The 21,272-nt window shown below is 70.5% G+C and carries 20 protein-coding genes; 11 read left to right on the forward strand and 9 right to left on the reverse strand.

Translation table 11 applies throughout. The annotated features are described in order from the left end of the window. Nucleotides 1-29: 29 nt before the first annotated feature. Nucleotides 30-581: a DUF3291 domain-containing protein gene (locus AAW14_RS33700; RefSeq protein ID WP_265568236.1), complete on the forward strand. Its 552-nt coding sequence runs from the start codon at nucleotides 30-32 to the stop codon at nucleotides 579-581. A gap of 35 nt (nucleotides 582-616) precedes the next feature. Here the strand turns inward: AAW14_RS33700 and AAW14_RS33705 are convergent, their stop codons facing one another. Further along, the gene (locus AAW14_RS33705) at nucleotides 617-1,723 is read right to left on the reverse strand and encodes a ferritin-like domain-containing protein (RefSeq protein WP_265568237.1); all 1,107 of its coding nucleotides are present in this window, start codon (nucleotides 1,721-1,723) and stop codon (nucleotides 617-619) included. Nucleotides 1,724-1,860: 137 nt separating this feature from the next. Between AAW14_RS33705 and AAW14_RS33710 the strand changes: the two genes are divergently transcribed. From AAW14_RS33710 to AAW14_RS33725, 4 genes are all read left to right on the forward strand, one after another. Next, nucleotides 1,861-2,790 (forward strand): AurF N-oxygenase family protein, encoded by a 930-nt coding sequence (locus AAW14_RS33710; protein WP_265568238.1) that lies wholly within the window; start codon nucleotides 1,861-1,863, stop codon nucleotides 2,788-2,790. Between the two features lie 244 nt (nucleotides 2,791-3,034). Further along, nucleotides 3,035-3,769 (forward strand): TetR/AcrR family transcriptional regulator, encoded by a 735-nt coding sequence (locus tag AAW14_RS33715; protein WP_265568239.1) that lies wholly within the window; start codon nucleotides 3,035-3,037, stop codon nucleotides 3,767-3,769. Between the two features lie 48 nt (nucleotides 3,770-3,817). Then, nucleotides 3,818-4,132 (forward strand): hypothetical protein, encoded by a 315-nt coding sequence (locus tag AAW14_RS33720; protein ID WP_265568240.1) that lies wholly within the window; start codon nucleotides 3,818-3,820, stop codon nucleotides 4,130-4,132. A gap of 102 nt (nucleotides 4,133-4,234) precedes the next feature. Then, the gene (locus AAW14_RS33725; RefSeq protein ID WP_265568241.1) at nucleotides 4,235-5,419 is read left to right on the forward strand and encodes a C40 family peptidase; all 1,185 of its coding nucleotides are present in this window, start codon (nucleotides 4,235-4,237) and stop codon (nucleotides 5,417-5,419) included. Here AAW14_RS33725 and AAW14_RS33730 read toward each other — a convergent pair. Genes AAW14_RS33730 through AAW14_RS33750 form a run of 5 tightly spaced genes read right to left on the reverse strand, consistent with a single transcriptional unit; the run spans nucleotide 5,392 to nucleotide 11,173 of the window. Continuing rightward, a complete protein-coding gene (locus AAW14_RS33730) occupies nucleotides 5,392-6,645 on the reverse strand; it encodes a styrene monooxygenase/indole monooxygenase family protein (RefSeq protein WP_265568242.1) in 1,254 nt (417 codons plus the stop codon). The genes AAW14_RS33725 and AAW14_RS33730 overlap by 28 nt on opposite strands. Nucleotides 6,646-6,668: 23 nt before the next feature. Continuing rightward, the gene (locus tag AAW14_RS33735; RefSeq protein WP_265568243.1) at nucleotides 6,669-7,316 is read right to left on the reverse strand and encodes a GTP-binding protein; all 648 of its coding nucleotides are present in this window, start codon (nucleotides 7,314-7,316) and stop codon (nucleotides 6,669-6,671) included. Beyond that, the gene (locus AAW14_RS33740) at nucleotides 7,297-7,695 is read right to left on the reverse strand and encodes a DUF742 domain-containing protein (protein WP_265568244.1); all 399 of its coding nucleotides are present in this window, start codon (nucleotides 7,693-7,695) and stop codon (nucleotides 7,297-7,299) included. Before AAW14_RS33740 ends, AAW14_RS33735 begins: the two co-directional genes overlap by 20 nt. Then, nucleotides 7,692-8,195, reverse strand: a complete 504-nt coding sequence (locus tag AAW14_RS33745) for a roadblock/LC7 domain-containing protein (RefSeq protein ID WP_265568245.1) — start codon at nucleotides 8,193-8,195, stop codon at nucleotides 7,692-7,694. Before AAW14_RS33745 ends, AAW14_RS33740 begins: the two co-directional genes overlap by 4 nt. Then, on the reverse strand, nucleotides 8,192-11,173 hold the full coding sequence (locus tag AAW14_RS33750; protein ID WP_265568246.1) for a nitrate- and nitrite sensing domain-containing protein: 2,982 nt from the start codon (nucleotides 11,171-11,173) through the stop codon (nucleotides 8,192-8,194). The genes AAW14_RS33745 and AAW14_RS33750 overlap by 4 nt, the downstream gene beginning before the upstream one ends. A 359-nt stretch (nucleotides 11,174-11,532) precedes the next feature. On the opposite strand from AAW14_RS33750, the gene AAW14_RS33755 reads away from it, so the two are divergent. After that, nucleotides 11,533-12,321 (forward strand): protein phosphatase 2C domain-containing protein, encoded by a 789-nt coding sequence (locus tag AAW14_RS33755; protein ID WP_265568247.1) that lies wholly within the window; start codon nucleotides 11,533-11,535, stop codon nucleotides 12,319-12,321. 23 nt (nucleotides 12,322-12,344) lie between these two features. On the opposite strand, the gene AAW14_RS33760 is transcribed toward AAW14_RS33755, so the two are convergent. Beyond that, entirely contained in the window at nucleotides 12,345-12,896 is a 552-nt protein-coding gene (locus AAW14_RS33760) for a MarR family winged helix-turn-helix transcriptional regulator (RefSeq protein WP_416223418.1), read from the reverse strand. 283 nt (nucleotides 12,897-13,179) lie between these two features. Between AAW14_RS33760 and AAW14_RS33765 the strand changes: the two genes are divergently transcribed. After that, nucleotides 13,180-13,998, forward strand: coding sequence for a lysozyme (locus AAW14_RS33765; RefSeq protein WP_265568249.1), 819 nt, complete (start codon nucleotides 13,180-13,182; stop codon nucleotides 13,996-13,998). A gap of 185 nt (nucleotides 13,999-14,183) precedes the next feature. Here the strand turns inward: AAW14_RS33765 and lon are convergent, their stop codons facing one another. Continuing rightward, nucleotides 14,184-16,601 carry an endopeptidase La gene (gene lon / locus AAW14_RS33770; protein WP_265568250.1) on the reverse strand — a complete coding sequence of 806 codons (2,418 nt, stop codon included), beginning with the start codon at nucleotides 16,599-16,601 and terminating at the stop codon, nucleotides 14,184-14,186. 430 nt (nucleotides 16,602-17,031) lie between these two features. Next, complete coding sequence (locus AAW14_RS33775; protein WP_265568251.1) at nucleotides 17,032-17,814, reverse strand: rhomboid-like protein; 783 nt, start codon at nucleotides 17,812-17,814, stop codon at nucleotides 17,032-17,034. A gap of 223 nt (nucleotides 17,815-18,037) precedes the next feature. Here AAW14_RS33775 and AAW14_RS33780 point away from each other — a divergent pair, with 223 nt between their 5' ends. The 4 genes from AAW14_RS33780 to AAW14_RS33795 all read left to right on the forward strand — a co-directional run. After that, nucleotides 18,038-18,724 (forward strand): spermidine synthase, encoded by a 687-nt coding sequence (locus AAW14_RS33780; protein WP_265568252.1) that lies wholly within the window; start codon nucleotides 18,038-18,040, stop codon nucleotides 18,722-18,724. A 112-nt stretch (nucleotides 18,725-18,836) separates the two neighbouring features. Beyond that, on the forward strand, nucleotides 18,837-19,574 hold the full coding sequence (locus AAW14_RS33785; RefSeq protein WP_265568253.1) for a response regulator transcription factor: 738 nt from the start codon (nucleotides 18,837-18,839) through the stop codon (nucleotides 19,572-19,574). Beyond that, nucleotides 19,571-20,677 carry a HAMP domain-containing sensor histidine kinase gene (locus tag AAW14_RS33790; RefSeq protein WP_265568254.1) on the forward strand — a complete coding sequence of 369 codons (1,107 nt, stop codon included), beginning with the start codon at nucleotides 19,571-19,573 and terminating at the stop codon, nucleotides 20,675-20,677. Before AAW14_RS33785 ends, AAW14_RS33790 begins: the two co-directional genes overlap by 4 nt. A gap of 282 nt (nucleotides 20,678-20,959) precedes the next feature. Continuing rightward, nucleotides 20,960-21,272 (forward strand): 2-oxoglutarate dehydrogenase E1 subunit family protein (locus AAW14_RS33795; protein WP_265568258.1); only part of this gene is annotated, 313 nt, incomplete at its 3' end.

The raw sequence follows: 21,272 nt of genomic DNA on the forward strand, positions 1-21,272 counted from the left end.
CGGCGGGCCGCCGACCTAACGTCCGGTCCATGACCGTACACGATCGTTCCGCAGCCGCTTACGAACTCGCCCAGGTCAACATCGCCCGCCTCAAAGCCCCCTTGGACTCACCTCAGTTGAAGGATTTCGTGGACGCCCTGGACCCCGTGAACGCGGTGGCCGACGCCTCGGACGGTTTCGTCTGGCGCCTGCAGAGCGATTCCGGGAACGCCACGGACGTACCGGTCTTCGGCGACGACTGGCTGATCGTCAACATGTCGACCTGGCGGGACACGAACGCGCTGACCGCCTTCATGTACCAGGGGCAGCACCGTGAGTTGCTCTCGCGGCGACGGGAATGGTTCGAGCGCCTGGCGGAGGCGGTCACGGTCCTGTGGTGGGTGCCCACGGGCCGGCGCCCGACGGTGGCGGAGGCCGAGGAGCGCCTGCTGCACCTACGCGCCCATGGGGCGACCCCGTACGCCTTCACCCTGCGGACGGCGTTCCCTCCGGGGCCGTACGAGCCGGTGGCGGCCGCCGAGCCGATCACTCGGGGCAAGCCGGCCGCGCAGCCCGAGCCGGTGACGGCCGCGGAGGGATAGCCCTCCGCACCCGCGGTCAGCCTCCGCCCCCGCGGTCAGCCCTCCGCCCCCGCCTCGATCGCCTCTGTCACCTCCGCGACGCGTTCCTCGTCCTCCGCGGCGAACCGTTCCACGTCCAGCTTCTCGGCGATCTCCTCGTCCTGGGCCATCAGAAGGTCCAGGTTCGAATTCCCCATCTCGAGGACGCCCATGTCGACATAGGCCTGCTGCAGGCGCTTGCCCCACAGGCCGATGTCCTTGACGCAGGGCACGATGCGACTGAAGAGCAACTGACGGAACAGCCGCAGGAATTCGGAGTTCTCGCTGAATTCCTCGGCCTCCGCCTTCGGAATGCCGAAGTTCTCCAGCACCTCCACCCCGCGCAGCCGGTCGCGCATCAGATAGCAGCCCTCGATGACGAATTCCTCGCGTTCGCGCAGTTCCGCGTCCGTGAGCTGCTTGTAGTAGTCGCGCAGGGCCATGCGGCCGAACGCCACGTGCCGGGCCTCGTCCTGCATCACATACGCCAGGATCTGCTTCGGCAGCGGTTTGTCGGTGGTGTCGCGGATCATTCCGAAGGCCGCAAGGGCCAGGCCCTCGATGAGCACCTGCATCCCCAGGTACGGCATGTCCCAGCGCGAGTCGCCGAGGGTGTCGCCGAGCAACGACCGGAGGTTGTCGTTGATCGGGTAGACCATGCCCACCTTCTCGTGCAGGAAGCGGGCATATATCTCCGCGTGCCGCGCCTCGTCCATCGTCTGGGTCGCCGAGTAGAACTTCGCGTCCAGGTCGGGGACGGACTCCACGATCCGCGCCGCGCACACCATCGCGCCCTGCTCACCGTGCAGGAACTGGCTGAACTGCCAGGAGGCGTAGTGCTTCCGCAGCTCGCCCTTGTCCCGGTCGGTCATCCGGGCCCAGTACGGCGTCCCGTACAGGGTCATCGCCTCGTCCGGGGTGCCGAGCGGATCGTTGGGGTCCACCTCGAGGTCCCAGTCGATCCGCTTCTGCCCGTCCCACTGCTTGTCCTTGCCCTTCTGGTACAGGGCGAGCAGACGGTCGCGGCCGTCGTCGTACTCCCAGTTGAAGCGCGCGGCGCCACTGGCGGGCACCTGCCAGAGGGAATCCCCCGGGTCCATGGCGTACAGCTCGTGCGTCGGCATACCGCCCACGCTCACACGCGGTAGACGCGCCGTCAACAAGTGCGGCACAGGGGATTGACGTCCTTGCTGACAAGCAGTCTCATAAGACGTGACCGCTGGTAACGGCGGCCCGTTCGACGAGGTGGTGGGGAACAGCGATGACGACCGTGACGGAAGCCGATGTGCTGCGCGACGCGCTCGGCCTGCTCAAGGACCGGGAGCAGGTGGCGAAGCGACTGCTCGACTCCTCCGCCAAACATTCCTTCGACCCGGACAGCGAACTGGACTGGGACACGCCCTACGAGGAAGGCAAGTGGTTCTGGCCGCCGGAACTGGTGTCGCTGTACGACACACCGCTGTGGCAGCGGATGAGCGAGGAGCAGCGGATCCTGCTCTCCCAGCACGAGGCGGCGGCACTCGCCTCGCTCGGCATCTGGTTCGAGATCATCCTGATGCAGCTGTTGGTCCGGCACATCTACGACAAGGCGGCCACCAGCGCGCACGTGCGCTACGCCCTGACCGAGATCGAGGACGAGTGCCGGCACTCGAAGATGTTCGCCCGGCTGATCGCGCACGGCGACACGCCCTGGTACCCGGTGAGCCGGGCGCACCGGAACCTGGGCCGCGTCTTCAAGACGATCTCGACGACGCCGGGCTCCTTCACCGCCACCCTTCTCGGCGAGGAGGTCCTGGACTGGATGCAGCGGCTGACCTTCCCCGACGAGCGGGTGCAGTCGCTGGTCCGCGGGGTGACGCGCATTCACGTGGTCGAGGAGGCCCGGCACGTCAGGTACGCGCGCGAGGAACTGCGCCGTCAGATGGTCACCGCCCCGCGCTGGTCGCAGGAGTTCACCCGGGTCACCTCGGGTGAGTTCGCACGGGTGTTCTCGGTCGCGTTCGTGAACCCCGAGGTCTACCCGAACGTGGGCCTGGACAAGCGGGAGGCCCTGGCGCAGGTGAAGGCGAGCGGCCACCGACGTGAGGTCATGCAGACGGGCGCGAAGCGGCTGACGGACTTCCTGGACGACATCGGTGTGCTGCGCGGGGTGGGCCGACGGCTGTGGAGGTCGTCCGGGCTGCTGGCCTGAGCCGCACGACCACGTGGCCCACGTGCCGCACCAGACAGACCGTCACGCGGCCGGGCTGCGCAGCGGTACGGCCCGGACGCCACTGGTGTGCCGCGCGGGACGGGCCACGGCTGCGGAGGTCGACGGGACTCGGGCGGGAGGCGGTGTCCGACCATTCGCGTCTGACCATTCGCGTCGGATCAGCGCGCGGATTCGGCCCGCTCTCGTCGCCGTCCCGCAGGACGACACGGTTACGCTGCGGGACATGACCTCCGAGGTTCCCATCCGCGCGTACCGCCGGCTCAGCGTCGAGGAGCGGCGCAGCCAGCTCCTGGACGCCGCGCTGTCCCTTTTCGCGCACCGCGCGCCCGAGGAGGTCTCGCTGGACGACGTGGCGGAGGCCGCGGGAGTCTCACGGCCCCTGGTCTACCGCTACTTCCCGGGCGGCAAGCAGCAGCTGTACGAGGCCGCCCTGCGCTCCGCAGCCGAGGAGCTCCAGCAGTGCTTCGCCGAGCCCCCGGAGGGACCGCTGACCCGGCGGCTGGGCCGAGCCCTCGACCGCTATCTCGCCTTCGTCGGCCGGCACGACGCCGGTTTCAGCGCCCTGCTCCAGGGTGGCAGCGTGGTGGAGACGTCCCGCACCACCGCCATCGTGGACGGAGTACGGCGGGCCGCCGCCGAGCACATTCTCAGCCATCTGGGTGTCAAGAGGCCCGGCGCCCGGCTGCGGATGACCGTACGGATGTGGATCACCGCGGTCGAGGCCGCCTCCCTCATCTGGCTCGACGAGGACAAGCAGCCGCCGGTCGACGAACTGCGGGACTGGCTCGTGGAGCAGTTCGTGGCCTGCCTGGTGGCCGGCGCGGGACGCGACCCGCAGACCGCCGCGGTGATCCGGGGCGCGCTGGCCCTGGAGAGCGCCGAGGGGCCCATCGGCGATCTCGTCCGTCGCGTACTGCCCGTGGTCGGCGACGCGGGTCACCTGCTGGGGCCGCCCTGACCCTGTGCCGCGCGCCGGACCTCGGGCCGCGACAGGGACACTGGTGCCGTGAAGAGCCAAGACACCCCGTTCGTGGGCGGCCCCCTGGACGGGCGCGTCCTGCCCGTTCTGCTGGGCCCCACCGGCCATCCCCCGAAGACGTACCGCGTCCCGGTCCCGGACGCGGCCGGAGGCCCGCCGACCGTCCTCGTCTACCGGCGCGTCCAGGCGGGCCCGGCCGGAAGACTCGGTCTCCACCCGGGCTGGAAGTACGAGTACGACCCCGAGGGGGCCGGCGGCGGCCGACTGCGGTGGCCGTGGTCCAAGCCGCGTCCGAGGCCAGACGCCACGCCGGGTGAGGAGCGGGACGCCGCCGACGAGTGACCTCGCTGAGCCGAACCGACCACCCGGCGCGCGCCCCGGTGGCTCGCGTCCCATCCTGCCGGTGCGAGGTGGACGGACCACCCCCGCATCGGAGGTGATGACATGTCAGGAATGCTGCTGCGCCTGGCCTGTACGGCGGTCGTGACCACCTCGGCGCTGCTCGTTCCGGCACCCGCGGTGGCCGCCCCGGTCCCGGGCGGCGACGCGGCAGGTCAGCGGACGTCCCGTTCGGTTTCCCAGCTGCTGACGGATCTTCAGCAGCTTTACTGGCAGGCCGAACGGGCCACCGAGAGCTACGACGCCACCATCGCTCAGCTGAAGAAGCACCAGGACGAGGTGGCACTGCTCGACGCGCGGCTCGCCAGGGCCCGGCTCGACCTGCAGAGCAGCCGCGGCGAGGTCGGCCGGCTCGCGCGACACCAGTACCAGAGCAGCACCGACATCTCCTCGTACGTGCGTCTGCTGCTCGCCCGCGATCCGCAGCACGCGCTCGAGGAGGGCCATGTCATCGGGCAGTTGGCGCGTGGGCGGGCCGAGAGCGTACGTCAGCTGACCGACAGCGAGAGGCGGGCCGACCAACTGGCGCGCGCGGCGCGCAAGGCACTCGACGAGCAGCTTTCCCTGACCAACCGTCAGAAGAAGGCGCACGACGAGGTCGAGGTACGGCTGAAGGGAGTCGAGAGGCTGCTCGCCTCGCTGAGCGACGACCAGCTGACCCGGCTGGCGGAGTGGGAGCGCAGCGGAATCGCGGCAGCGCAGCGCACTTTCCTGGAGTCCGGAGCGCTCGGCCCCGAGCGGGCGCCGACCCTGGCGGGCGACAGGGCCCTGCGGTACGCCGTCGAGCAGATCGGGAAGCCGTACGAGTCGGGCGCCGAGGGCCCGACGGCGTACGACTCCTCGGGGCTGACCTCAGGGGCCTGGCAGCACGCCGGACGGGCCATCCCCCGCACCAGCCAGGAGCAGTGGGCCACGCTGCCGCACGTATCGCTCAAGGAGCTGCGCCCCGGGGACCTCGTGGTCTACTTCCCGGAGGCCACGCACGTGGCCCTGTACCTCGGCGACGGGATGGTCGTCCAGGCGCCGCGGCCGGGGACGACGGTCGAGGTGTCCCCGATCGCGGCCTACCCCGTACTCGGAGCCGTGCGACCGGACCCCGCCGGTCAGCCCCTGACCGAGTACGCATCGCCGACGCTTCCCCAGGACGGAGCCGTGGCGCGTGACGGGTTGAGCCGTGAGCCGGATCGCCGGCCCGAAGCGGGTCAGGCTCCGGCGACCGAGGCCAGATAGGCCTCCGTCTTCTCCGGCTCATAGAAGTAGTTCTCGAAGTCGGCCGGGTTGTCGAACCCGTTCGCGAACCGGTCGGCCACCGGCTGCATCGCACCCGCGGCCCCGATCAGGTTGAGCACGTGCTCGGGCGGCACACCGAGCATCGCGTTGGTCCACTTCGTCACGTGCTGGGCGGTGTCCCAGTACCGGTCGAAGGTCCCCTGCATCCAGGCCTCGTCGAACTCCTTGTCCCCGTGTTCGAGGATGGATGCGAGGTACGAGGCGGCGCACTTGGACGCCGAGTTGGAGCCCTGGCCGGTGATCGGGTCGTTCGCCACGACCACGTCGGCGACGCCCAGCACCAGGCCGCCGCCGGGCAACCGGCCGATCGGGTTGCGGACAGTGGGCGCGTAGCGCCCCGAGAGCGTGCCGTTCGCGTCGGTCAGCTCCACCTTGGTGGCTCGCGCGTACTCCCACGGCGTGAACCTCTCCATGAGTTCCAGCGTCAGGGAGAGGTGCTCGGCGGGATCCTTGACCCCCTTGAAGACGTCGAGCGGACCGCCCGGTATGCCTTCCCAGAAGAGGATGTCCGCACGGCCGGAGTTCGTCAGCGTCGGCATGACGAACAGCTCGCCGACCCCGGGTACCAGGTTGCAGCGCACCGCGTCGTACTCCGGGTGCTCCGGGCGGGGGCCCAGACCGTGGACGTACGCGACCGCGAGGGCACGCTGCGGCTCGGTGTACGGGGAGCGCGAGGCGTCGCGTCCGAACATCGACACCAGCTCGCCCTTGCCGGCCGACACCAGCACCAGGTCGTACGTACGGGAGAAGTAGTCGAGGTCGGAGACCGCCGCACCGTGTATGACCAGCTGGCCGCCGCGCTGCGCGAACGTCTCCATCCAGCCGGCCATCTTCACCCGCTGGTCCACGGACTGTGCGTACCCGTCGAGCCTGCCCACCCAGTCGATCGCCCGCTGGGAGGGGCCCGGGTCGAAGGAGCCGGGGACGGCCACGGACACACCGAGCCCCTCGATCTTCGGCGCCTGGGACTCCCAGAAGTTCAGCTGGAGGTCGCGCTCGTGCTGCAGCGCGGTGGTGAACATGCACTGCGTCGACATGACCCGGCCGGCGCGGATCTCGTCCGCCGTCCGGTTGGACATCAGGGTGACCTCGTACCCGTGCGACTGGAGGCCGAGGGCGAGCTGGAGTCCGGACTGACCGGCTCCGACGACGAGTATCTTCCGCATGCGGGTGTTGCTCCTACTCAGGACTACTCGGGGGTGACGTCGAGCGCGTGGCCGACGAGGGCCAGAAGGGTCTCGATCGCCGAGATCCGGCGGCGCGCATCCATGATCATGACAGGTATATGTGCAGGGATGGTGAGGGCCTCGCGCACATCATCGGGCTCGAACCGCTCACTGCCGTCGAAGTGGTTCACGGCGACCATGTACGGCAGCCCGCTGCTCTCGAAGTAGTCGAGTGCCGGGAAGCAGTCCGCGAGCCGCCGGGTGTCGGCCATGACGACCGCACCGATGGCGCCGCGCACCAGGTCGTCCCACATGAACCAGAACCGCTGCTGGCCCGGTGTGCCGAAGAGGTAGAGCACCAGGTCGTCGTCGAGCGTGATCCGGCCGAAGTCCATCGCCACCGTGGTGGTGAGCTTCTCCGGAGTTTCGCTCAGGTCGTCGGTGTCCTCGCTGGCCTCGGTCATCAGCGCCTCCGTCTGGAGGGGCGTGATCTCCGAGACAGCGGTCACCAGGGTGGTCTTGCCGACACCGAAGCCGCCGGCCACCACGATCTTCGTGGCGATCGGGGCGCGCGTGCGGTCCGTCTGCCAGGACTGCAGGCGCTCCGACTCATCGCGGTCGACGTGGAGCGGGGAGACGCCCGGGGCGGCGTCAGAGACGACGGAGTCCACTCAGCACCCTTTCCAGCAGAGCGCGGTCCGGCTGTCCGGGGCCGTGACCGGTGCCGTACACACGGATCTTTCCCTGGTCTGCGAGGTCGCTGAGGAGCACACGGACCACTCCGAGCGGCATCTTCAGCAGCGCCGCGATCTCCGCCACCGTGCGCATACGACGGCAGAGTTCCACGATGGCCCGCATCTCGGGCATCACTCGGGTCGACAGTGAACCATTCGTCAGCTCACGCCGTTCTTCCGGGGCCTCGAGAGCCGCCACGAAGGTCTCGACGAGCAGGACGTGGCCGAAGCGGGTCCGGCCGCCGGTGAGTGAATAGGGGCGCACGCGGGCGGGTTTGCGGTCGCCGCGCACGGGAAGCTTCTTCGGCGTGCTCATCGGACGCTCCCTGCCGACTCGGCCTCGAGGGACTTGCGCAGCTCGCTGCGGAGTTCGGGCGTCAGGACGTGGCCGGCGCGTCCGACGAAGAGCGCCATGTGGTAGGCCACCACGCTCATGTCGCAGTCCGCGGAGCCGTGCACGCCGAGCAGCGAGCCGTCGCTGATGGACATGACGAAGAGGCTGCCCTCGTCCATCGCGACCATGGTGTGCTTGACGCCGCCGGCGTTCATCAGCTTCGCGGCGCCGATGGTGAGGCTGCCGATTCCGGACACGACGGTGGCGAGGTCGGCGGAGGATCCCCTGGGGCCGCCGGCCCTGTCCTCCGAGACCGCGCGGGCCTGCGCGTTGCGGCCTGGATCGGAGGAGAGCAGAAGCAGGCCGTCCGAGGAGACGACCGCGACCGACAACAGCCCCGGCACCTCCTCGACGAGGTTCGTCAGCAGCCAGTGCAGGTTGCGGGCCTCACTGCTCAGTCCGAAGGTACTGGACGCGGTCAACTGCTTGCCTCCTCGACTGTGCCCCCCGATGTGTCAACGTCCTGTGCGGTTCCGGGTGTTGCGTTCTGAGGTGGTGCCGTGGACCGGTGCCCGGGCGTCCTGGACTCCCCCGCGTGATCGGCGATCTCCGCCTCGACGTGGCGGTAGCCCTCCTTGGCACCCCGGTGGAAGCCGCCGAGCCTGCGGCGTAGCGCTTCCGCGTCCACACCGCCGGTGCGCGGACGCGCGGCCGGGGCGGGCGCGGAGATCTTCGGGGTGCGCTTGGGCAGGCCCTTGGCGGTGACCCGGGGGGCCTCGGGCTCCTGGGATGCCTGGGGCTGGGGCTGAGGTGCCTGGGGCTGAGGTGCCTGGGGCTGAGGTGCCTGGGGTACCGGCGGTGCCGGGGGTTCCGGCACAGGCGCCTGCGGCGTGGAGGACGCGGGCTCCGGCTCGCCCTCGTCGGCGGTGCGCTCGTGGGCATCGGGGCCGATGGCGTACGGATCCGCCGACGCCTGGGCGGGGATGTCGGCGGCGGAAGCGGGTGCCTGTTCGGCCGCCCGGGGGAACGGGAGCAGCAGCTCCATCGTGGTCTCGGGACCGGTCTCGGCGGGGACCGTGTCCCGGGCCACGTCCACGGGCTCCCGCGGAGGCATGACCGCGGGACGCACGGTCCCGTCCTCCCGCGCACGGTCGCCGACGCCAGTGCTGTTGCCGTCTCCATCGCCTTCGCGGTCCCGTACGGCCTGTTCCGCCGCCGCGATCAGGGGGTCCTCGTCGCCCTTCGGCTCCTGGAGGCTGATGCGCGCACGGCCCCTCAGGGCGTTCGAGTTGACCTCCGCGTCTGCCCCGGGCAGGGACGTCGCCGTCATACCGGCCGTCGCCGGACCCGCGGTGGGCACGGCCGCCGCCGGGGCCGGGGCGAGCAGGGGCCTCGGCAGGACGACGACCGCCGCGATACCGCCCTGCTTGTGCTCCCGCAGCTGGACGCGGACGCCGTGCCGGTGTGCGAGGCGGGCCACCACGTACAGGCCGAGCCCGAGGCCGTCGCCGCTCTCCTGGTCGTAGGCGTCGTCCGGGTCGAAGTCGGCGAGCCGGGCGTTGAGCCGGGTCAACCGGTCGGTGGCCATGCCGATGCCCTCGTCCTGCACGGAGAGCATCACCTCGCCGCTCTCCAGGAGCCAGCCCGAGATCTCGACCGCGACATCCGGCGGCGAGAACGAGGCGGCGTTCTCCAGCAGTTCGGCCACCAGGTGCGAGAGGTCGTCGGCGGCGAACCCGGCGATGTGCGCGTGCGGCGGCAGCGTCGCGATGCGGACGCGCTCGTACCGCTCGATCTCGCTCACCGCGGCGCGCACTACGTCGACGAGCGGCACGGGCCCGGCGTGCTGCTGCACATGCTCGGCGCCGGCCAGCACAAGGAGGTTCTCGCTGTGGCGGCGCATGACCGTGGCGAAGTGGTCGAGCTTGAAGAGCGTGGAGAGCCGCTCCGGGTCATGCTCGCGCTCCTCCAGTCCCTCGATGACGGAGAGCTGGCGCTCGACCAGCCCGAGCGTGCGCAGGGCGAGGTTGACGAAGGTGGAGTGGATGCTGTGCCGGATCTGCTGCAGGTGGCTTGCGGCCTCAGCCAGTTCGGCGCGCAGCGCGGCGCGCTCGTCGGCCATCGTCTGACGCTGGCCGACGAGGTGCTTGCGGTCGGTCTCCAGCGTCGACAGACGCTCCTGGAGGGCGACGGCGTGCGCGTGCAGCGCGTTGACGGAGCGGACGACCTGCGCGAACTCGTCGTTGCGGCCGGTGAACTTCACCGGTTCCTCGGCGCCCGGATCGGCTGCCACACGGGCCGACCCGAGGCGGAGGACCGCGAGCGGGCGGGTGAGGCTGCGAGCCACGGCCATGGCAATGCCGACGGCGACGAGCATGAGCGCGCCCAGGACGGCGATGCGGATCTCCAGCGCGGTGACGTCGTCGTCACGCAGCCGCGTGAGGTCCTTGTCGCGGCTCTCGTAGAGGGAGGACTCGACGCCGCGCATCAGGTCCACGCGGGCCGAGAGGGAGGCGTCGACCTTCTTGGTGCTGAAGCCGAGGTCGCTGTCGGAGAGGGTGGGCTGGTCGGTGAGGGCCTTGAGGTACTTCTCGGCGGAGGTGACCTCGGGGCCGGTGACCGTGGAGTCGTACGAGGTCTTGGCCGCCGTGGGTGCGTTGTCGCGGAAGTCGGCGACGGCCGCGTCCGAGCGCACGGCGGCCTGCTGGGCGGCGGCGCTGAGCGCGTCGCGCTGTTTGGTGTCGGCGGAAGAGGAACTGCCGGTGGTGATCGGCAGGCCGGTGACCGGGCTGATGACGGTCTGGGTGGTGCGCGGAACGTTCAGGGCCGCGAGGAGCAGCCCGCGGGCGGCGGCCGACTGCTGCACGGCGTTGTCGAGCTGGGCGAGGGCGTAGGCGCCGGAGCCCGCGCGGGGCGGCATCTTCTCGGCCAGCTGGTCGGCGAGGGCGTGGAGTTCCGTGATGACGGTGGAGTACGCCTGGTGCGCCTCGAGGGCGCTGCTCTTCCCGGTGAGCGCCGCTCTCCGTACGGCGTCCACGTCGTCGAGGTCCTGGCGGAGACCGCCGGAGATGTCCGGATTGGTGCGCAGTTCGTCGATCTGCCGGTCGACGCGCGCGCTCTGCTGCTCGTCGGGCGCCTTGGACTTGGGGCGGCCGGCGGCCACGTACGAGGTGACGCCGTCGCGCTCGTCCGCCAGCGCATGGGCGAGGCTGAGGGCGTCCTGGGTCTGCTCGGTGAGCGTCACCAGGTTCTGCGATTCGCTCAGCTGACCCGAGGCGGCGACGATGCCGGGCGCACCGGCGCCGGCGATCGCGGCGGCGACCACGGCCACCGCGACGATCAGTCGGTTGCGGACATGGGCGGGACGGCCGCTGCCCGCGGACTCGGAGGAGGGCCCTCGTTCGGGAGCCGTCTGCTTGCCTGTACGCCGAGGCCGCGTCTTTTGCACCGGTGCTCGCATTCCTCACTCGTGTACCCATGGGCCCGGGTGACGGTCCGTCAACTGGAGTGTCGTCCCGGTACGGCGGCTTCCGACCCTCCCAGTGCCGGTGGGCAGAGGTCCCGCTTCGCCTGACCCGCCACCCGAAGGAGTGAACCCTGGCGGGGAGTTGGCGGGCAAGTTCCTGTGACCCGTGCGGGTGGCTTGTACGGCGGGCCGGTTGGACGTCGGCGACGCACTTTGACAGTATTCGCCACCACGCCTCATCGGAACCCAGCATTCCAGGTCAAATCAGGCGCCTGACCTGGCCTGTCGCACCGATTCGGCAACCGTTGCCAGCCTTTCGTGGACCTTGTGAAGGGGTCGTGCAGACTGGCCGAATGCGCACTGAACTGATTTCCGAACCGGGGGATCCGGCTCGCCCCAACGAGGACTTCGCCGCGCTCGCCCTTCCTGCTTCAGGACAGGGAGGGGCACTGGTCGTCCTGGACGGAGTGACTCCGCCCCCAGGTGACGACGGCTGTCTTCACTCGGTCCCCTGGTTCTGCGCCCGGCTCGGCGGCGCGCTGACCGAACTGTCGGTTTCCCGCCAGGATCTGTCGCTGCCGGAGGCCCTTTCCCGCGCCATCCTTCACACCGCCGACGCGCACGCGACTACCTGTGACCTTTCTCACCCGCGCACCCCGCAGGCCACCGTGGTCCTCGCCCGCTGGTCCGAGGCCGCCGTGGAGTATCTGGTCCTCTCGGACTCCGTCCTCCTGGCCGAGGCCCCCGACGGCGCGGTCAGCGCCCTCCTGGACGACCGCCTCGCGCGGATTCCGCGCGCGAGCCTGGCGACGGACGCGATCGCGGACACGACGGTGCGCAACAAGGAGGGCGGCTTCTTCACGGCGGCGGCGGACCCGTCGGTGGCGGCACGCGCGGTCACGGGCGAACTGCCACGCTCGGCGGTGCGCACCCTCGTCGCCCTGACGGACGGCGCGACGCGCTGGACGGAGAAGTTCCGCCAGGGCGACTGGACGGACCTGTTCACGTTCGTGCGCAAGGAGGGGGCGGCCGCACTGGTGGAGCGCGTACGGGTGCTGGAGAGCGCCGACCGTGAGGAGCGGATCTTCCTGGGCCGCAGCAAAACGCACGACGACGCGACGGTGGCCTACGTGGAGCCGTGAGGGCGGGGCGGGCGGCCGTACCGCTACTTCTCCATGCCCCGGTTCAACTGGTGCAGCAACCGGGCCAGTTCCGCGACCTCGCGCGGGTCCCAGTGGGCGAGCTGGCTCACATAGCGGTTGCGGCGGGCGTCACGGACGCGGCCGACGCGGCCGCGGCCCTCCTCGGTGAGGTGGACGAGCCAGGCGCGGCCGTCGGCCGGGTCGGGTTCCCGGGCGACCAGGCCGAGTTCTTCCAGGGCGCGCAGCTGGCGGGACATGGTGGCCTTGCCGACGCCGATGTAGGAGGCGAGCTCCGTGGCGCGCTGCCGGCCGCACTCGTCGAGCCGGACGAGGAGGCCGTACGCGGCGGACTCCAGGTCCGGGTGGACCTCACGGGCCATCTCGCCCTGGCTGGCGCGGGCGCGCCGCAGGAACACGGTCAGCTCCCGTTCCAGCGACAGGAACTCCTGATTCGCGCCGCCCGCGGGCGCGGCCTCCCCTGCGGCACTGCTCGGCACCCTCCCGGACTGGTTCATACCATTTCCGGGTGCGCCGGATTCGACCGAACGCTCCTCGCCGTTTTCGCCCTCGTGCACGTCAGCACCCCTGACCCGGTTTCCCGATCCTGAAAGTTTCTGCCAAACCTCGCCATTTGCCGCAGCTCCGCCAGTATTTCGCAGGCGTAGACCAACGGCAGCCCCCGGCCCCCCTTCCCAGCCTCGTTCTACGTGCGTAGCTTCCTTTTCAGGCAACCACTGGCATGCCCACGCCATCCACGGAGCCGACAGTCTCCCGCACCCCCCACACCCGGCACGGGCGTGTCCGAGCGATCCCCCCACCGAGCTCCCCGGAGCTCCACCGAGCCTTTCGGAGGCACGTATGCCCGTGCACAGACCCGAATCGGTCCGGCGCCCGCGTCTGTTCGCGGCCGGAATCCTGCTCGTCGCGTTCTCCCTCCTGTTCACCCTCCCGGCCCGCGCCGTGGGCACGCCCGTCCGCGGCACCGCCTACATGGGCATGGGCGTCCTCGCGCACGACGGCCGGCACGGCACGCCGGCCGGCACCCTCGCCACGCAGACGGAAGGCGTGGACGTCGCCGGCTACCAGGGCAACGTCGCCTGGTCGACCCTGTGGGGCAGCGGGGTCAGATGGGCCTACACGAAGGCGACCGAAGGGACGTACTACACCAACCCCTACTTCGCCCAGCAGTACAACGGCCCGTACAACGTCGGGATGATCCGCGGCGCGTATCACTTCGCGACCCCGGACACCACGAGCGGAGCCACACAGGCCAACTACTTCGTCGACCACGGCGGCGGCTGGTCCCGCGACGGCAGGACGCTGCCGGGCGCGCTGGACATCGAGTGGAACCCGTACGGGGCCGCCTGCTACGGCAGGTCCCGGAGCGCAATGGTCGGCTGGATCACCGACTTCCTGAACACCTACCGGGCGCGCACCGGACGGGACGCTGTGATCTACACGGCCAGCAGCTGGTGGACCCAGTGCACCGGCAACTACGGCGGCTTCGCCTCCGCCAGCCCCCTGTGGATCGCACGGTACGCCGCCGACCCCGGAACGCTGCCGGCCGGCTGGGGCTACTACACGATGTGGCAGTACACGTCGTCCGGTCCGACGGTCGGGGACCACGACAAGTTCAACGGCGCGCTCGACCGGGTGCAGGCATTGGCGAACGGCTAGTGCCCGCTCACCGACGCGTGACGCGGGTGCTCATGTGACGCGGTGCTCACATGACGTGGGTGCTTAGGTGACGTGGGTGCTTAGGTGACGTGGGTGCTTAGGTGACGTGGGTGCTCGCGTGACGCAAGGCGAAGGCCCGGGCCTCCCTCACGGAACCCGGGCCTCCCCTCATCCGGCAGCGTCCGTCACGCCGCCGCCGGAACCTCCGGCGCCGCGCCGTTCACGGCCGGCGCGAGTGCCAGCTCCAGGACCTGGCGGACGTCCGTGACGGCGTGGACGTCCAGCCTGTCCAGCACCTCGGCGGGCACGTCGTCGAGGTCCGGCTCGTTGCGCTTGGGGATGATGACGGTCGTCACGCCCGCCCGGTGGGCGGCCAGCAGCTTCTGCTTCACCCCGCCGATGGGCAGGACGCGGCCGGTCAGCGAGACCTCTCCCGTCATCGCCACGTCCGTACAGACCAGACGGCCCGACAGGAGCGAGGCAAGCGCGGTCGTCATCGTGATGCCCGCGCTCGGGCCGTCCTTCGGGACCGCGCCCGCCGGGAAGTGGATGTGCACGCCGCGGTCCTTGAGGTCGCCGACGGGCAGCTCCAGTTCTGCGCCGTGGGAGCGCAGGAAGCTCAGCGCGATCTGCGCCGACTCCTTCATCACGTCGCCGAGCTGACCGGTGAGGGTCAGACCCGCCGCGCCCGTCTCCGGGTCCGCGAGCGACGCCTCCACGTACAGGACGTCACCACCGGCGCCGGTGACCGCGAGACCGGTCGCCACACCGGGGACGGCCGTACGCCGCTCGGCCGGGTCCTGGGCGGACTCGGGCACATGGTGCGGACGCCCGATCAGCCCGCGCAGGTCCTCGTCCCGCACGGTGAACGGCAGCTCCTTCTCGTCCAGTTCGTGCTGGGCCGCAACCTTGCGGAGCAGACGCGCGATCTGCCGCTCCAGATTCCGTACGCCCGCCTCCCGCGTGTACTCCCCGGCGAGCTTGCGCAGCGCGCTCTCGTCGAGCGTGACCTCGTCCCCGGCCAGCCCCGCGCGCTCCAGCTGCCGCGGAAGCAGGTGGTCGCGGGCGATGACGACCTTCTCGTCCTCGGTGTAGCCGTCCAGGCGGACCAGCTCCATACGGTCGAGCAGGGCCTCTGGGATGGCTTCCAGGACGTTCGCCGTCGCCAGGAACACGACGTCGGACAGGTCGAGTTCGACCTCCAGGTAGTGGTCCCGGAAGGTGTGGTTCTGGGCCGGGTCGAGGACCTCCAGCAGGGCCGCGGCCGGGTCGCCCCGGAAGTCCGAGCCCACCTTGTCGATCTCGTCGAGCAGGACGACCGGGTTCATCGAACCGGCCTCCTTGACGGCACGGACGATCCGGCCGGGCAGCGCGCCGACGTACGTACGCCGGTGGCCGCGGATCTCGGCCTCGTCGCGGACACCGCCGAGCGCGACCCGGACGAACTTCCGCCCCATGGCGTGCGCGACGGACTCGCCGAGGCTCGTCTTGCCCACGCCCGGCGGCCCGACGAGCGCGAGCACGGCACCGCCGCGCCGCCCGCCGACCACGCCCAGGCCCCGGTCGGCGCGCCGCTTGCGCACCGCCAGGTATTCGGTGATCCGCTCCTTGACGTCCTCGAGACCCGCGTGCTCGGCGTCGAGGACGGCCTTGGCGCCGCGAATGTCGTAGGCGTCCTCGGTGCGTTCGTTCCACGGCAGCTCGAGCACGGTGTCGAGCCAGGTGCGGATCCAGGACCCCTCGGGCGACTGGTCGCTCGACCGCTCCAGCTTGTCGACCTCCTTGAGGGCGGCCTCGCGCACCTTCTCGGGCAGGTCCGCGGCCTCGACGCGGGCCCGGTAGTCGTCGGACTCCTCGCCCTCCTTGGTGTCGCCGTTCAGCTGACGCAGCTCCTTGCGGACGGCTTCCAGCTGACGGCGCAGCAGGAACTCGCGCTGCTGCTTGTCGACGCCCTCCTGGACGTCCTTGGCGATGGACTCGGCGACGTCCTGCTCGGCGAGGTGGTTGCGCAGCTGCTGGGTGGCGAGCTTCAGCCGGGCCACCGGGTCGGCGGTCTCCAGGAGCTCGACCTTCTGCTCGGTGGTCAGGAAGGGCGAGTAGCCGGAGTTGTCGGCGAGCGCGGACACGTCTTCGATCGCCTGGACGCGGTCCACGACCTGCCACGCGCCGCGCTTCCTCAGCCAGCTGGTGGCGAGCGCCTTGTACTCCTTGACGAGTTCGGCGACATGGCCGGGCAGCGGATCGGGAACGCTCTCGTCGATCCTCGTGCCCTCGACCCACAGCGCCGCGCCCGGGCCCGTGGTCCCGGCGCCGATCCTGACGCGGCCGCGGCCGCGGATCAGGGCGCCCGGGTCACCGTCGGCCAGCCGGCCGACCTGCTCGACCGTGCCGAGCACAGCAGTGCTCGCGTAGGTCCCGTCGATGCGCGGCACCAGAAGAACCCTGGGCTTGCCGGGCTCCGACCGGGCGGCGGCCTGGGCAGCCTCCACCGCAGCGCGCACCTCGGAGTCGCTCAGGTCCAGAGGAACCACCATCCCCGGCAGCACGACCTCGCCGTCGAGCGGCAGCACGGGCAGGCTGAGCGGTGTGGACGTCGAAGCCATGATCTCCCCTTCGGCAGTCAAGTTGAGCTACATCGACTCAATGCCTGGGGAGAAGCGATTGTTCCCCGCGATGCGTTCGCTCTGAGCGATCACACGCGGGGGTGTTGGCGAGATGTCGGTGAGCGGCGATGAGCCGTATTGCACGGGCAGCCCGCCGTCCGCACCGTTGCCGACTCCGTTGCCGACTCCCTTGCCGACTTCCTTGCCGACCCAACACTCCGAAGGGCCCGGGACTTCCCGGGCCGAAGCCCGACCGGCCGACCGCCCGGCGGCGCGCACGAGTGCGGACGAGAAGGTCGTCCACGACACGACACGGACGAGGACGAGGAAAGGACGAGGACGAGGACGAGGAGGCCTTCCGCGCTTCCGGGCGGCGGCCACGACGACGCCGTACGCACCCCTGACCCAACCGCGCCGCGGACGACCGCAGTTACGCGGCTGTCGGCACCTCGGAGCCGGTCCGCTGCCAGCGCCGTACCAGCGGCCATGTCCCGATGCCGATGGCCAGGGACAGCAGATGGCCCCAGTTGCTCAGCGGGTCCAGGTACGCGACCAGGTCCTGGAGCAGGAGCCCGCCGAACACGATGAGCGTCATCCAGCGCAGCCAGGGCCGCAGCAGACCCGCCAGCGCGCCGAGGCTCGCGGCGACGCCGAAGCTGATCCCGTAGTCGAGTCGGTGCAGGGAGGCGTCGGGCAGATCACCCGCGAGCACCGCGAGGCCGACCGGGATCTCGGTGGCCAGGGTCGCGAGCACATGGCCGAGCAGGAAGACACCGGCCGTGCGCGCGCCGCCTATCCGTCGCTCCAGCGCCGTGAGCACCACCAGGAAGACGAGCGAGTACGACGACATCAGCCCGCCCGCGATCCACAGCGCGCTGGCGACCAGCACCAGCACCGGGCTGCTCGCCAGGTGCACCACATCGGTGCTGGACCCCTGGTACAGGGCCTGCAGGAGCGACGGATCGGCGAAGTCGGCGAACAGCGACGTCAGGGTGAGGAGGACGGCGTACCCGAAGGTGAACGGCGTGCCCGTCGGGGTCGGCAGCAGCAGCCAGGGCGGCGGGCCGGTCCTGCACGCGGGGGCCGGGGCGACGAGGGCGGCCGGGACGGGACGGGCGGCCACCGTGCGCTGGCGGGGCATGCCGTCCAGGAGTGGCGCGCCCGTCTCGGGGGCCGTGAGCGTGGCGTCAGCCGCCGAGACCGTACGTTCCAAAGCGCGGCACTCCTTCCGTCACGTTCCACCCTTCGCTGCGAGCGGGGGCGCTGTCTACGACCGACGCCCCGGGAGACGCGATTCACAGCAACTTCCTAGGTGTTGGGCGCGTCCGGGGGTCGGGGCGTGAGGGGATGGTAACGACTCGTGCCACCCGGGCCGAACGTTTGCCCCCGGCGAAAACCCTTCGTCCATGGCGCGGTTCGTCATCAGAATGTGGTCCATGCCTCATCCGTACGACACTCACGGCACCCCCGAGGTCCTGGACCGTCGCGAGGGCCCGCACGGCGAGGTCGTCCTGCGGCGCCACGGTGAACTGCTGCAGATCATCGCCAACGGCTGCTTCCTGATGGACACCTCCGACGGTCGCTCGGAGCGGCTGCTCGTCGACGCCGCGTACGACGCTCTGGACGGGCGCCCGGAGCCGAGTGTGCTGATCGGCGGACTGGGCGTCGGCTTCTCGCTGGCGCACGCCGCGGTGAACACGCGCTGGGGCCGCATCACCGTCGTGGAACGGGAGCAGGCCGTCATCGACTGGCACCTCGACGGCCCCCTGTCCGCGCTGTCCGCGGACGCGCTCGCCGACCCGCGGACCCGCATCCTCGCAGCCGACCTCGTCGTGCACGTCAATGAGACATCGGACACGTACGACGCGCTGTGCCTCGACATCGACAACGGACCTGGCTGGACCGTCACGGAGGACAACGACAGCCTGTACTCGGCGGCCGGACTCGCAAGCTGCGCAAGGGTGTTGAGGCCCGGTGGAGTGCTCGCGCTATGGTCGGCGCAGCCCTCTCCGGAATTTGAAGGAACCCTCCGGAATGCCGGGTTCCAGAGGGTGCGTACCGAAGAGGTGCCCGTTGCCCGGGGCGTTCCCGACGTCGTGCACCTCGCGGTCGGACCTGGATAGCCGACCGGCGGTAACTCCCCGTACCCTGCTTCCCTGGCGCGGATCATTCAAGCGTCAAACGCAGTCATGGGATCACCCCACGGATTCCGGAAAGCAACCCCAGGGGCGGGCGATGGAGCAGACACACACCTCGCACAACGGCACGACGGCGACCCCGGGCGCTCAGCGGCGGGTTCTGGTGGTCGAGGACGACCAGACGATCGTCGACGCCATCGCCGCCCGCCTGCGAGCCGAGGGATTCCTCGTGCAAACGGCTGGCGACGGACCGGCGGCCGTCGACACGGCCGAGGCCTGGCAGCCGGACCTGCTGATCCTCGACATCATGCTGCCGGGCTTCGACGGCCTGGAGGTCTGCCGTCGCGTGCAGGCGCAGCGCCCGGTGCCGGTGCTGATGCTCACCGCGCGGGACGACGAGACGGACATGCTGGTCGGGCTCGGCGTCGGCGCCGACGACTACATGACCAAGCCGTTCTCCATGCGCGAGCTGGCGGCCCGGGTGCACGTGCTGCTGCGCCGGGTGGAGCGGGCCGCGCTGGCGGCCGCGACGCCCCGCAGCGGCATCCTGCGCCTCGGTGAACTGGAGATCGACCACGCACAGCGCCGGGTGCGGGTGCGCAGCGAGGACGTCCATCTGACGCCCACCGAGTTCGATCTGCTCGTCTGCCTGGCGAACACACCGCGCGCCGTGCTCTCGCGCGAGCAGCTGCTCGCGGAGGTGTGGGACTGGGCGGACGCGTCCGGCACGCGCACCGTGGACAGCCATATCAAGGCCCTTCGGCGGAAGATCGGCGCGGAGCGCATCCGTACCGTGCACGGCGTCGGCTACGCGCTGGAGACCCCGACGCCATGAGCGGCGGGCAGGCCCCACGCAGAGGTCCCGGGGAGCCCTGGGGCGGCGTACGCCCGTTCTCGATCAAGACCAAGCTGGGTGCGCTGGTCATCATCTCGGTGCTGATCACCACGGGTCTGCTGATGATCGCGGTGCGCACCGCGACGGAACTGCGCTTCATCACGGTCTTCTCGATGATTGCCACACTGTTGATAACGCAGTTCGTGGCCCATTCGCTCACCGCCCCGCTGGACGAGATGAACACGGTGGCCCGGTCCATATCGCACGGCGACTACACCCGCCGGGTGCGGGACAACCGCCGGGACGAGCTGGGTGACCTGGCCCACACGATCAACTTGATGGCCGACGAACTGGCGGCCCAGGACCATCAGCGCAAGGAGCTGGTGGCGAACGTCTCGCACGAGCTGCGCACGCCCATCGCGGGCCTGCGCGCCGTGCTGGAGAACATCGTGGACGGCGTCACGGAGGCCGACCCCGAGACCATGCGCACGGCGCTGAAGCAGACGGAGCGCCTCGGGCGTCTGGTGGAGACCCTGCTGGACCTCTCCCGCCTGGACAACGGCGTGGTCCCGCTGAAGAAGCGCCGCTTCGAGGTGTGGCCGTACCTCTCGGGCGTCCTCAAGGAGGCCCAGATGGTGTCCACCGCGCGCGCGGGCATCGCCTCCGGCTCCGGCAGCCACACGCGCACGGACGTCCATCTGCACCTGGACGTCTCCCCGCCGGAGCTGACCGCACACGCGGACCCGGAGCGCATCCACCAGGTCGTCGCCAATCTGATCGACAACGCGGTCAAGCACAGCCCGCCGCACGGGCGGGTCACCGTGAAGGCCCGGCGCGGTACCGCCGCGGAGTCCCTGGAGCTCGAGGTGCTGGACGAGGGCCCGGGCATCCCCCAGTCGGAGTGGCACCGGGTCTTCGAGCGGTTCAACCGCGGCGCCGTGAGCGCGCCGCACGGGCCGGGCAGCGACGGCGGAACCGGTCTGGGCCTGGCGATCGCCCGGTGGGCGGTGGACCTGCACGGTGGCCGGATCGGCGTGGCCGAATCCGCGCGCGGCTGCCGGATCCAGGTCACCCTTCCGGGAGAGCCATCCCTGTCGAGTTGACGTAAAGTTCGAAGCGGAGCAACAAGATCCATGCGTGTCCGCACCGGTGGACACGTGTGATCAGGCAGAGGCCCGCGCATCCCCCGCGCCGGGTCGTGGCCGTCGTACCCCTTTCACAACGGAACCTCGCTTGTTTCCCGCCATTTCCACCCCCGAAACACGCCCTCCGATGTGACTTACGCGACGATGAACCGGCCCGACCTGACCTTCACCGCCGGGGAGGCGTAGCCTTTATTCCCGCTGTCCAATCACCTTGTGAAGCGGAAGAGGGCGGTTGCCGCCGTGTCGCCACAGTCCCCCAGTAACTCGAGCATCTCGACCGACGACCAAGCCGGGAAGAACCCCGCAGCTGCGTTCGGTCCGAACGAGTGGCTCGTCGACGAGATCTATCAGCAGTACCTCCAGGACCCGAATTCGGTAGACCGCGCCTGGTGGGACTTCTTCGCCGACTACAAGCCGGGGGCGGCTGCCTCCTCGGCTCCGGCGGGTACTGCGGCCGCGGGGGCCGCAGAGACCACCACGCCGACCCAGGCCGCTCCCGCCGCCGCGGCGCCTGCCGCTCCTGCGGCTCCCGCGGCGCCGCAGGCGTCGGCCG

The sequence above is a fragment of the Streptomyces hygroscopicus genome (assembly GCF_026168105.1).
Lineage (GTDB): Bacteria > Actinomycetota > Actinomycetes > Streptomycetales > Streptomycetaceae > Streptomyces > Streptomyces hygroscopicus_D.

What these genes read in the sequence shown, in the direction of transcription:
- lon (WP_265568250.1), bottom strand. Translation starts at nt 16,601, where the DNA reads ATGGCTTCGACGTCCACACCGCTCAGCCTGCCCGTGCTGCCGCTCGAC.
- AAW14_RS33750 (WP_265568246.1), bottom strand. Translation starts at nt 11,173, where the DNA reads ATGCGAGCACCGGTGCAAAAGACGCGGCCTCGGCGTACAGGCAAGCAG.
- AAW14_RS33780 (WP_265568252.1), top strand. Translation starts at nt 18,038, where the DNA reads ATGCCTCATCCGTACGACACTCACGGCACCCCCGAGGTCCTGGACCGT.
- AAW14_RS33765 (WP_265568249.1), top strand. Translation starts at nt 13,180, where the DNA reads ATGCCCGTGCACAGACCCGAATCGGTCCGGCGCCCGCGTCTGTTCGCG.
- AAW14_RS33785 (WP_265568253.1), top strand. Translation starts at nt 18,837, where the DNA reads ATGGAGCAGACACACACCTCGCACAACGGCACGACGGCGACCCCGGGC.
- AAW14_RS33755 (WP_265568247.1), top strand. Translation starts at nt 11,533, where the DNA reads ATGCGCACTGAACTGATTTCCGAACCGGGGGATCCGGCTCGCCCCAAC.
- AAW14_RS33730 (WP_265568242.1), bottom strand. Translation starts at nt 6,645, where the DNA reads ATGCGGAAGATACTCGTCGTCGGAGCCGGTCAGTCCGGACTCCAGCTC.
- AAW14_RS33740 (WP_265568244.1), bottom strand. Translation starts at nt 7,695, where the DNA reads ATGAGCACGCCGAAGAAGCTTCCCGTGCGCGGCGACCGCAAACCCGCC.
- AAW14_RS33710 (WP_265568238.1), top strand. Translation starts at nt 1,861, where the DNA reads ATGACGACCGTGACGGAAGCCGATGTGCTGCGCGACGCGCTCGGCCTG.
- AAW14_RS33705 (WP_265568237.1), bottom strand. Translation starts at nt 1,723, where the DNA reads ATGCCGACGCACGAGCTGTACGCCATGGACCCGGGGGATTCCCTCTGG.
- AAW14_RS33700 (WP_265568236.1), top strand. Translation starts at nt 30, where the DNA reads ATGACCGTACACGATCGTTCCGCAGCCGCTTACGAACTCGCCCAGGTC.
- AAW14_RS33790 (WP_265568254.1), top strand. Translation starts at nt 19,571, where the DNA reads ATGAGCGGCGGGCAGGCCCCACGCAGAGGTCCCGGGGAGCCCTGGGGC.
- AAW14_RS33715 (WP_265568239.1), top strand. Translation starts at nt 3,035, where the DNA reads ATGACCTCCGAGGTTCCCATCCGCGCGTACCGCCGGCTCAGCGTCGAG.
- AAW14_RS33725 (WP_265568241.1), top strand. Translation starts at nt 4,235, where the DNA reads ATGTCAGGAATGCTGCTGCGCCTGGCCTGTACGGCGGTCGTGACCACC.